8 protein-coding genes and 2 pseudogenes are annotated in these 9,988 nt (G+C 69.1%); 6 read left to right on the top strand and 4 right to left on the bottom strand.

Features of this window, described 5'->3' with window-relative positions:
- Window positions 1-255: 255 nt before the first annotated feature.
- Window positions 256-540, bottom strand: a complete 285-nt coding sequence (locus tag Q0480_RS16710) for a hypothetical protein (RefSeq protein ID WP_299134652.1) — start codon at window positions 538-540, stop codon at window positions 256-258.
- A gap of 114 nt (window positions 541-654) precedes the next feature.
- On the opposite strand from Q0480_RS16710, the gene Q0480_RS16705 reads away from it, so the two are divergent.
- Window positions 655-2,457 (top strand): aminopeptidase P family protein, encoded by a 1,803-nt coding sequence (locus Q0480_RS16705; RefSeq protein ID WP_299134649.1) that lies wholly within the window; start codon window positions 655-657, stop codon window positions 2,455-2,457.
- 33 nt (window positions 2,458-2,490) lie between these two features.
- Window positions 2,491-2,835, top strand: coding sequence for a DUF427 domain-containing protein (locus tag Q0480_RS16700; protein ID WP_299134647.1), 345 nt, complete (start codon window positions 2,491-2,493; stop codon window positions 2,833-2,835).
- 105 nt (window positions 2,836-2,940) lie between these two features.
- Here Q0480_RS16700 and Q0480_RS16695 read toward each other — a convergent pair whose 3' ends face one another.
- Window positions 2,941-3,135: a hypothetical protein gene (locus tag Q0480_RS16695; protein WP_299134644.1), complete on the bottom strand. Its 195-nt coding sequence runs from the start codon at window positions 3,133-3,135 to the stop codon at window positions 2,941-2,943.
- 273 nt (window positions 3,136-3,408) lie between these two features.
- Between Q0480_RS16695 and lpxC the strand changes: the two genes are divergently transcribed.
- The 3 genes from lpxC to recN all read left to right on the top strand — a co-directional run bounded on the left by lpxC (window position 3,409) and on the right by recN (window position 7,331).
- Window positions 3,409-4,326 (top strand): UDP-3-O-acyl-N-acetylglucosamine deacetylase, encoded by a 918-nt coding sequence (gene lpxC, locus Q0480_RS16690; RefSeq protein WP_299134641.1) that lies wholly within the window; start codon window positions 3,409-3,411, stop codon window positions 4,324-4,326.
- A 502-nt stretch (window positions 4,327-4,828) separates the two neighbouring features.
- Window positions 4,829-5,656: an outer membrane protein assembly factor BamD gene (locus Q0480_RS16685; protein ID WP_299134640.1), complete on the top strand. Its 828-nt coding sequence runs from the start codon at window positions 4,829-4,831 to the stop codon at window positions 5,654-5,656.
- 22 nt (window positions 5,657-5,678) lie between these two features.
- Complete coding sequence (gene recN / locus Q0480_RS16680; RefSeq protein WP_299134639.1) at window positions 5,679-7,331, top strand: DNA repair protein RecN; 1,653 nt, start codon at window positions 5,679-5,681, stop codon at window positions 7,329-7,331.
- A 120-nt stretch (window positions 7,332-7,451) separates the two neighbouring features.
- On the opposite strand, the gene Q0480_RS16675 is transcribed toward recN, so the two are convergent.
- Window positions 7,452-8,168, bottom strand: coding sequence for a hypothetical protein (locus tag Q0480_RS16675; protein WP_299134637.1), 717 nt, complete (start codon window positions 8,166-8,168; stop codon window positions 7,452-7,454).
- A 419-nt stretch (window positions 8,169-8,587) separates the two neighbouring features.
- On the opposite strand from Q0480_RS16675, the pseudogene Q0480_RS16670 reads away from it, so the two are divergent.
- Window positions 8,588-9,309: pseudogene (locus Q0480_RS16670) on the top strand (transposase); the annotation flags it as partial.
- Window positions 9,310-9,469: 160 nt separating this feature from the next.
- Here the strand turns inward: Q0480_RS16670 and Q0480_RS16665 are convergent.
- Window positions 9,470-9,988, bottom strand: a pseudogene (locus tag Q0480_RS16665) (cell division protein FtsZ); the annotation flags it as partial.

Below are 9,988 nucleotides of genomic sequence, written 5' to 3'. Positions count from 1 at the left end.
CCCGGCTTGACCGTTGAAAACGGTCATGCCCCCCGCGGGGCATGCCCGTCACGATTTCGCGTAACCTCGAAATCGCGCAGTGAAGGTTCGGACGTCGCGCATCGCCCTTGCGTTGTTGACCGGCGGCGGAGACATCGACAGGGGCGCCGCCTTGGGCGGCTACGCGCTGTCCGGGCAGTGAAAGGCGAAGGCGAGGCAATCAAACGGATTTGGCATGACGTCCGCCGCGACCGGGGCCGCGGCTCCTGACGCGCGCTACCGCCGGCGCCGCGTGAACCAGACGAGCGCCGCGAGGGCGGCGAGCACCAGGGCCAGCGGCAGGGACATCAGCGTCGCGCCGACCGGATCCCAGAGATAGGGCACGCTCGTCGCCTTCCAGGCGCCGATCACCGAGGCATAGGTCTCCGGCGCCGCCGCCTCGATCACCTGGCCGATCGGCGTCAGGCGATAGGCATAGCCCTGCCCGATCGTCGCCTGCCAGTCGGCGGCGGCGCGCCAGAGCGCCAGCCCCATCAGAATCGCCGCCAACAGTCCGCGCATGGCGTCTCTCCCGCTGGTTGAAACATCCGCGCGCCTTCTATCCTTCATTGACCCCGGAGGCAAACCGCCGATAACTCTCCGAAGCCCGAGGCCATCAAGGATACCGCCCGCCGGATGTTTCAGGATTTCCGCCGCCGCACGACACCGGACACCGGCGCCCCGCGGCTCGAAGCACTGCGGCGCGCGATGGCGGAAGCGGAACTCGACGGCTTTCTCGTGCCCCGCGCCGACGCGCATCAGGGCGAGAATGTCCCGCCGCGCGACGAAAGGCTGGCCTGGCTGACCGGTTTCACCGGCTCGGCGGGACTCGCGGTGGTGACGCGGGAGCGGGCGGGGATCTTCGTCGATGGGCGTTACCGGCTGCAGGTTCGGGATCAGGTCGATTCCGACTGCTTCACCGTGCTGCGCCATCCCGAGGAAAAGCCCGCCGACTGGCTGGTCGAAAACCTGCCTGGCGGCGGCCGGATCGGCTTCGACCCCTGGCTGCACGGCGCGGCCGAGATCGAGACGCTGGGCGAGGCGCTGGGCAAGCACCAGATCTCGCTGACCCGGATCGCGAATCTCGTCGATGCCGCCTGGGCCGATCAGCCGCCGCCGCCGGCCGGACCGATCGTGCCGCATCCCGAGGCGCTGGCCGGGCGGAGTTCGGAGGAGAAGCGGGCGGAGATCGCGCGCGGGCTCGTCGCCCGCGATCTCGGCGCCGCGGTGCTGACCCTGCCGGATTCCATCGCCTGGCTGCTCAATATCCGCGGGTCGGACATCGCCCGCGTGCCGGTGCCGCTGGTCTTCGCCATCCTCGGCGCCGACCGCCGGGTGACGCTGTTCGCCGATCCCGCGCAATGCGACGAGGCCTTGCGCGCCACATTGGGCCCGGAGGTGACGGTGGCGCCGCGCGGCGATTTCGCCGCCGCGCTCGACGCGCTCGCCGGCCGGGTGTCGGTGGACAAGGCGACCGCGCCGGTCTGGGTGTCCGACCGCCTGACCGCCGCCGGGGCCGAAGTGGTCTGGGCGCAGGATCCTTGCATCCTGCCCAAGGCCTGCAAGACCGAGGCCGAGATCGAGGGCGCGCGGGCCGCGCATCTGCGCGACGGCGCGGCGATGGTGGCGTTCCTCGCCTGGCTCGACCGCGCCGCGCCCGACGGCGGGCTGACCGAAATCGACGTGGTCACCCGGCTGGAGGCCTTCCGCGCCGCCACCGGCGCGCTGCGCGACATCTCGTTCGACACGATCTGCGGCGCCGGCCCCAACGGCGCCATCGTGCATTACCGCGTGAACGAGGCCAGCGACCGGGCCGTCGCCCCTGGCGAACTGCTGCTGGTCGACAGCGGCGCGCAATATGTCGAAGGCACCACCGACATCACCCGCACGGTCCCCGTCGGCCCGGTGCCGGCGGAGGCCATCCGCCCCTTCACCCTGGTGCTGAAGGGCCTGATCGCGCTGTCGCGCCAGAGCTGGCCGGCCGGGCTGGCGGGGCGCGACATCGACGGCGTCGCCCGCGCCGCGCTGTGGCGGGCCGGGCTCGACTATGACCACGGCACCGGCCACGGCGTCGGCAGCTATCTCGGCGTGCACGAAGGGCCGCAGAACCTGTCACGGCGCGGCGTGGAGCCGCTGCGTCCGGGGATGATCCTGTCGGTCGAACCGGGTTACTATCGCGAAGGCGCCTTCGGCATCCGCACCGAGAATCTCGTCGTCGTCCGCCCCCCGGCGGTGCCGGAAAACGGCGAGCGCGAGATGCTGGGGTTCGAGACACTGACGCTGGCGCCGATCGACCGGCGCCTGATCGACCCCGGCCTGCTGGAACCGGCCGAACGCGACTGGCTGAACCTCTATCACGCGCGCGTTCTCGCCGCGCTGACGCCGGCGCTCGACGCGGCGACGGCGCGCTGGCTCGCGGCGGCCTGCGCGCCGATCTGACTTTCATTTTTCTCAATTCGGGAAGGAGAGACCATGCCGACAGAGCGACTGCGGATCCGTCCGGCGGACGGCACCTGGGTAATCCGCGCGGGAGACGCGGTGCTCGGCGAGACCAGCCGGGCGCTGGAGGTCGAGGAGGAAAACTCCCTGCCCGTCATCTATTTCCCGCGCGAGGATATCGGGATGGAATTCTTCGACCGATCCGAAACCGTGGCCACCGACCCGTTCAAGGGGAACTCGACCTACTACAGCATCGTGACGCCGGACGGGGTGATCACCGACGCCTGCTGGTCCTTCGAAACCCCGAAGCACGGGGCCGAGCGCATCGCCGGCTACGTCGCCTTCTATCCGAGCCGCGTGACGCTCGAACAGCTCTGACAACCAGGCAAGGCACGGCCCCGGCGCCCAGAAGCGCCGGAGGCGCGCAATTCGCCTGCCAAGCGCCGGAGGCGCGCAATTCGCCCCAACTGCGCCGGAGGCGCGCTACTTTCCGCGCATCAGGAGCAGCAGCATGACATAGACGAGCGCGGTCAGGCCGAGCGCGCCGACAATGACGGCCGGATAGCCGAAGACGAGGATCGTCAGGGCCCAGAACAGGACCGCCGCTACGATCCCGAGCCAGAGCCGTCGCGTGTCACGGGCGCGGAGATCGTCGGCGGAAGTTTCGGATATCGTCATCTGGCGTTTCCTCGTCGAGTGAACCGGGATCGAGCCTATATCACCGGCTCGACCGCGCCAACGCCGAAGCCGCGCGCGGCCTTCGGACGGGCGCGACGCCCGGATACCGAGATTTCCACGCGATTTCAAACGGATAAGCGAAAGCGCGCCACCGTCTCCCCTCTGTTGCAATCGGACATAATCCTTGATTTGTCGCAACACCCTCAAATCCCTACCTTTCTGACATCACGAGAGCGCGGCCAGGGGGTCGCGCACAGGGTTCGGGGGTCTGACATGCCGACGACATTCAAACGCGAGATCACGCTGGTCGGCATGGGGCTTCACTCCGGCCGCCCGGCGCGTCTGGTGCTGCGGCCGGCGACCAGCGGGGGCATCCGCTTCCGCCGGGTGGACATCCGCGACCGCGACAATGTCATCCCGGCCCGCTACGATCTCGTCACCGACACGACGCTCTGCACGCTCCTTTCCAACGCCGCCGGCGCCTCGGTCTCGACCGTGGAGCATCTGATGGCGGCGCTGGCCGGAACCGGCGTCACCCACGCGCTGGTCGATATCGACGGGCCGGAAGTGCCGATCATGGACGGCAGCGCGCTGCGCTTCGTGCAGGCGATCCTGCGCACCGGCCTCGTCGATGTGCCGGGCGAGACCCGGGCGATCCGCATTCTCGCACCCGTGCGGGTCGAGGAGAACGGCGTCATGGCCGAGCTGGTCCCGGCGCCGGCGCTCTCGATCGATTTCGAGATCGACTTCGCCGACGCCGCGATCAGCCGCCAGCGCAAGGCGCTGTCGATGGTCAATGGCACCTTCGTGCGCGAGCTCGGCGACTGCCGAACCTTCTGCCGCCGCGCCGATGTCGAGGCGATGCAGGCCCGCGGCCTCGCGCTCGGCGGCTCGCTCGACAACGCCGTCGTGGTGGACGGGGCGCGGGTGCTGAACCCCGGCGGCCTGCGCCGCTCCGACGAGTTCGTGCGGCACAAGATGCTCGACGCGCTCGGCGATCTCGCCCTCGCCGGCGCGCCGATCCTCGGCGCCTACCGCGGCGCCCGCGCCGGCCATGGCGTGACCAACCGGCTGCTGCGCAAGCTTTTTGCGACGCCGGGCGCCTGGGAAGAAGTCTCGCTCGACGCGGAAGCGGCGCGCGATCTGCCCGGCGCCGGCGTCGGCCTCTGGGATTTGCGCCGGGCCGGCTGAATATAGTACCAACGGCCCGGACGGGTGACCCTTCCTCAACGGCCGGACATCAGCCTCGGCCCGTCCTCCAGGCTCAACGCTTGAGCTGCCGGTCTCGACCGTCGGCGAGACCGGCCGCGGACGCCCCTCCCGGGGGGTGTCCGCGAAGCGCGGCCACCCAGGGGCGCCCCCGTCCGTACTTCGAGGTCCGGCGCTTCCCCACGCCCCATCGCCTCCGGGCCTCCGGCCCTCCAGCGATCGGCCCGGCCGAGGCGGTGCCTCGGCTTTGTCGGGCCTGCGCCTCGCGTGCCTCTGGCGCGCTTGGTCGGGAAGTCGATGAGATGGGCCGGCTGAGGCCCGCCGCCGGCGGCGGCGGACTGCGCTTTTCGTTTTACCCCCCCGGAAAAGCTGTGCTATCTGAACCGGCCGACTGGGCAGGCCGCGGTGTCCGGCCGGGCCGGAATTTCTGAGGGTCAGGATGGGAATGCAGCGTTTGGCAGGTCGCGGTCGAGCGCTTCTCTGCGTGTTCGCTCTCGCCCTCCCCATGGCCGCCTGCTCCGACATCCGGATGCCGGACATTCCCTTCATGGGCAAGAGCGAGCCGCCGGTCGAGAGTCTGACCCCGCAGCAGATCTATCTCAACGCCGAGGCGCTGCTCGCCGATGGCCGCCCGCGCGAGGCCGGCGAGATGTTCGGCGAGATCGAGCGGCTCTACCCCTATTCCGACTGGGCCAAGCGCGCGATGCTGATGTCGGCCTTCGCCTTTCACGAGGGCGCGCTCTATGCCGAGAGCCGCGCCGCCGCCGAACGCTATCTCGAATTCTTCCCCGCCGATGTCGACGCGCCCTATGCCCAGTTCATCATCGCGCTGAGCTACTACGACCAGATCGTCGATATCGGCCGCGACCAGGAAAACACCTTCCAGGCGCTGCAGGAGATGCGCGACATCATCGAGCGCTACCCCGATAGCGACTACGCCGCCTCGGCGCAGATGAAGTTCGAGCTGGCGCTCGACCATCTCGCCGGAAAGGAGATGGAGATCGGCCGCTACTATCTCTCCCGCGGCCATTATACCGCCGCGATCAACCGGTTCCGCGTGGTGGTCGAGGAATATCAGACCACCACCCAGACGCCCGAGGCGCTGCACCGGCTGGTCGAGGCCTATCTCTCGCTTGGACTGGTGCAGGAGGCGCAGACGGCGGCGGCCATCCTCGGCTATAATTTCCAGGGCACGACCTGGTACGCCCAGAGCTACGCGCTGCTCACCGGCCGCGGTCTCACGCCCGCGAACACCGGCGACAGCTGGCTGAACCAGACCTATCGCCAGGTCGTGAAGGGCGAGTGGCGCTGAACCGGCGAGGAGCCGCGCGGACATGCTGAACAGCCTGACGATCCGCGACATGGTGCTGATCGCCAGGGCCGAGCTGCGCTTCCAGCCCGGGCTCAACGTGCTGACCGGCGAGACCGGCGCCGGCAAGTCGATCCTGCTCGATTCTCTCGGCTTCGTGCTCGGATGGCGCACGCGGGGCGACCTTGTGCGCTCCGGCGCGGCGCAGGGCGAGGTCACGGCCGAATTCACCCTGCCCGAGGCGCATCCGGCCCACGCCGTCCTCGCCGGCGCCGGATTGCCCGACGGGCCCGAGCTGATCCTGCGCCGGGTGACCGGCGCGGACGGCCGGCGGCAGGCTTACGTCAACGACCGCCGGGTCGCGGCCGAGACGCTGCGCGCCCTGTCCGACACGCTGGTCGAGCTGCATGGCCAGCAGGACGACCGCGGCCTGCTCGACCCGAGCCGCCACCGCGCCATGCTCGACGCCTTCGCCGGGACCGAGGCCGACCTCGCCGAAAGCCGCGCCGCCTGGGCCGCCCGAACCGCCGCGGCGGCGCGGCTTCTGGCGGCGCGCGAGGCGCTGGAGGCGGCGGGGCGCGACGCCGACTATCTCACCCACGCCGTCGCCGAGCTTGACGCGCTCGATCCGGTGCCGGAGGAGGAACCGCGGCTCGACGCCCGCCGTCGGGCGCTGCGCGCCGCCGCGCAGGTCGCCGAGGATTTCGCCCGCGCCGCCGAGGCGCTCGGCCCCGCCGGCGCCGAGGGGCCGCTGCTCCAGGCGCTGCGCTGGCTCGAGACCGCCGCCGCGCGGGCCGGGGAAATCGGCCTCGATCCGGTGCTCGACGGCCTCGGCCGGGTGATCGGCGATCTCGGCGAGGTCTCGCGCGCGCTCGAAACGCTGGTCGCCGATCTCGACGGCGATCCGCGCGAACTGGAGACGGTGGAGGAACGGCTGTTCGCCATCCGCGCCCTCGCCCGCAAGCATCAGGTCGAGCCCGAGGCGCTGCCCGCCCTCGCCGAGGATCTGCGCGGCCGGCTCCGGGCGCTCGACGACGGCGCCGCGGGGCTTGGCCGGCTGGAGACCGAGCTCGCCGCCGCCGAGACGCGCCACGCCGCCGCCGCCGCGCGCCTCACCACCGCCCGCGCCGCCGCCGCCGGCCGGCTCGACGCGGCGATGGCGGTGGAACTCGAACCCCTCCGCCTCGGCCGCGCGGTGTTCCGCGTCGAGATCGATCCGGCGGAACCCGGCCCGGAGGGCGCCGACCGCGTCCGCTTCACCGCCGCCACCAACCCCGGCGCGCCGCGCGGCCCGATCGAGCGCGTCGCCTCGGGGGGCGAGCTTTCGCGCTTCCTGCTGGCGCTGAAGGTCTGCCTCTCGGCGCGGGGCCAGGACATCATCCTGATCTTCGACGAGATCGACCGCGGCGTCGGCGGCGCCACGGCCGACGCGGTCGGCCGCCGCCTGAAGGCGCTCGGCGCCGGGGGCCAGGTGCTGGTCGTCACCCATTCGCCGCAGGTCGCGGCGCGGGGCGCCCATCACTGGCAGGTCGGCAAGACCGTCAGCGGCGGCGGCGTCCGCACCGAGGTCCAGGCCCTCGCCCCCGGCGCCCGCGTCGAGGAAGTCGCCCGCATGCTCTCCGGCGACACCGTCACCGAGGAAGCCCGCGCCGCCGCGCGCGCGTTACTCGACGGCTAGAGTATCCGCGCCATCCGGGCCTTTGATATCGAATCCGGACACCTCCGGAAAGCCGGCTTTCCGGAGGTGTCCACCTAACCCAAAAGGGAATCCCTCGATCCACTCCGGTGGGTTTCCGCGCTAGAAAATGAAGTCACTCGCATTCAATGCGTGTCCGGTTTCGTTATGGACGTATATGTCCGTGGTCCCGTACTCTACCAGAGTGTACCCATTGGCCGGTTTATGGATAAGAACGTCGGAGAACTTGCCGCCGGTAAGTCGTATCGTGTCCTCGTTTTTGAAATCCTGGATAGTATCCCGTCCATCTGACTTGTCGAATACGAGTGTGTCCGCGCCAGTTCCGCCCCAAAGGGTGTCTCCACCATCGCCACCAATGAGTGTGTCATTCCCGGCGTTGCCATAGATACGGTCGTTGCCACCGTATCCGTTGATTTTGTTGCCCCAGCCGTTGCCGATGAACTGGTCATTCCCGCCAAGCAACTTCGTGTAGTAACGTGTGTTCCCGTAGGCCAATGCATCGCCAAGAACGAAGTCTGCCCCGGTGATGCTGAACTGAACATCGGACGTGTTACCGAACACGTTGTCCAGAGTCTTGCCAAAGGTGATACCCGTGACCCTGCTGTTGGCGTAGTCTAGCGAGCCATCCGACTTGTAAGCGAACTTCCCGGTATACTCCGTGAAGTGATCGAAGGCATATCCTTCCTTCCAGTAGGAAGTCACCTTGGACGCGGTGTAATTCATTTTAACCCGATCCGGGTGATATTTCAGCCACTCAATTGGTGTGAAGTACCATCCTTCTGTTACGTCTACCAAGTTGGTGATTGTCAGCGTTACCACACTTTTCCTCCTCGATGCTACGCACACAGCTAGAGAATGCCTTTCCAGACATGCTCGAAGCCAATTCGACGTGTGCGTCAATGTATGCGAAGAAGTCTTCCACAGTGGGGGGCGTAACCCAAGACACCACGGCAGGGCTCGGCGAGAATACGCCGATGTGTTCGTTATGAACTTGGTGGTTAATGTCTCCATCAATAACTTATAGTTGAGCACAGCTACCTGAATAATCGGTCAAGGCATATTGAAACTACTGTTCCTCCATGGCTATGGCGCCTTGCCATCGCCCGGCGGAGGAAGCGGCGCGCAGGCGGCGAGAGGCGCGTGACAGCGCCCGGCGCGGCCAGAGCCGAACCCGAAATGAGTTGAGCGATATCAGAGGGTTGTGTTTCACGTCGGTTCGCAGGGACTGACGGGAAACGGTGCCCTGGAACGATACCGCTCGGCGCGGCCATGCGCGGCGGGGATGCCGATATTCAAGCGATCCGACGGACCGGGACTCGGCGCTGATCGCCCCCTTCCCGCCGCGCACGCGACCTGCCGGGCGGCCGCGCACGACGGACCCGCGGGAAGGGATGAACGCGACCCTCCGCATGGCCTCGGCGGGCTGCCAGCGGCGCATGCCGCCCGAGGCTCCGCCCCCGCGATCGACCGCGCGGCGCTATTTCCATGACTGGCGCGACCGGGTCTGATTCGGACGATCAGCACCCATCCGGTGATGGCGGCGCGGGCGCCGGAGCGTCGCAAGCCCGACGGCGGGCGTGATCGACAATCGATGCGTGAAAACCACCGGGAGCGGAGGGCCCCGCGGCTTCGACGCCGGCGGGAAGGTCAAGGGCCGCGCGCCTGTTCGGCATCTCCCTCGAACCGGTGGCGTTCGATGCGTCACCCTCACCGACAGGCTCGGGCTGATGGCCGCCTTGAGCCGCTCCGGCGACCGGACCATCGAGATCGTCGGCGGTCCGACACCGCGAAGGGTTTCGAGCTTCCGCCGCGCGGGTGGGTCGTCGAGCGAACCTTCACCTGGCCCGGGCGATCCCGCCGACTGGCGAAAGACTGGGAGCAATCCATCGCCTCCGCCGAAGCCTGGACCGTCGTCGCACATATCCGCCCGCTGGCCCGACGGCCCGCAAGGCACTGCCATGTCTCATGGAGTTTCGAGTCGGGTTCCAGGATCGGGCCGCGAAAAACCTCGATCCGAACCAATCAGGCGGAGCCTGGTACGATACAAGAAGAAAAGGCGCCCGGGGCGGGGCGCCTTTCAGCGGTACATCTGCAAAGCAGCTTGGACGAAATGCTCCGCCTTAGTTGGCCTGCCGCCTCAGGAAGGCCGGAATGTCGACGCGTTCGCGTTCTGTATCCTCGTAGTCCGCGTCCAGCCGGGGCGCGGGCATCTGCGGGCCGGGCTCGGTCGCGCGCGGACGGGCCGGGGTCTCGTCGCGGCCGACCTGACCGGTCATGCGGTGGATCAGGCTGTTGATGGTCAGCCGGCTGTGCCGCTCGGCCTCGCGCACGGCGGGCTGGGCGGTCTGGATCATCGGCGGGGTCTTCGGCACGTTCTGCACGGCGGCCTGCAGCCGGCGCAAGGCGTCCGGCGAAGGCTCGCCCGGCCGGCGCGGCTGGCCATCGGCGCCCTGCTCGATCTTCGGCTGGCCGAAGGGCGCGGTGCGGGCGATCGCCGCCGGCTGCGGCACCGGCTGGCTGTCGAACTCGTCGAAGGCGGCTTCCTCGGCCTCGGCCTGATGGTCGGCGAAGGCGGCGGGCTGCGCCGCCACCGCCGGCTCGACGCTGCGCGCGGCGGCGGCCGGCGCCGGCGAGATCGG

Source organism: uncultured Amaricoccus sp. (genome assembly GCF_937891315.1).
Taxonomy (GTDB): Bacteria; Pseudomonadota; Alphaproteobacteria; order Rhodobacterales; family Rhodobacteraceae; genus Amaricoccus.
This window is presented reverse-complemented; position numbering and strand designations above follow the sequence as displayed.

Bases quoted from the DNA above. Each gene is read 5' to 3' on its own strand.
- Q0480_RS16710 (WP_299134652.1), bottom strand. From the start codon at position 540: ATGCGCGGACTGTTGGCGGCGATTCTGATGGGGCTGGCGCTCTGGCGC.
- Q0480_RS16705 (WP_299134649.1), top strand. From the start codon at position 655: ATGTTTCAGGATTTCCGCCGCCGCACGACACCGGACACCGGCGCCCCG.
- Q0480_RS16700 (WP_299134647.1), top strand. From the start codon at position 2,491: ATGCCGACAGAGCGACTGCGGATCCGTCCGGCGGACGGCACCTGGGTA.
- Q0480_RS16695 (WP_299134644.1), bottom strand. From the start codon at position 3,135: ATGACGATATCCGAAACTTCCGCCGACGATCTCCGCGCCCGTGACACG.
- lpxC (WP_299134641.1), top strand. From the start codon at position 3,409: ATGCCGACGACATTCAAACGCGAGATCACGCTGGTCGGCATGGGGCTT.
- recN (WP_299134639.1), top strand. From the start codon at position 5,679: ATGCTGAACAGCCTGACGATCCGCGACATGGTGCTGATCGCCAGGGCC.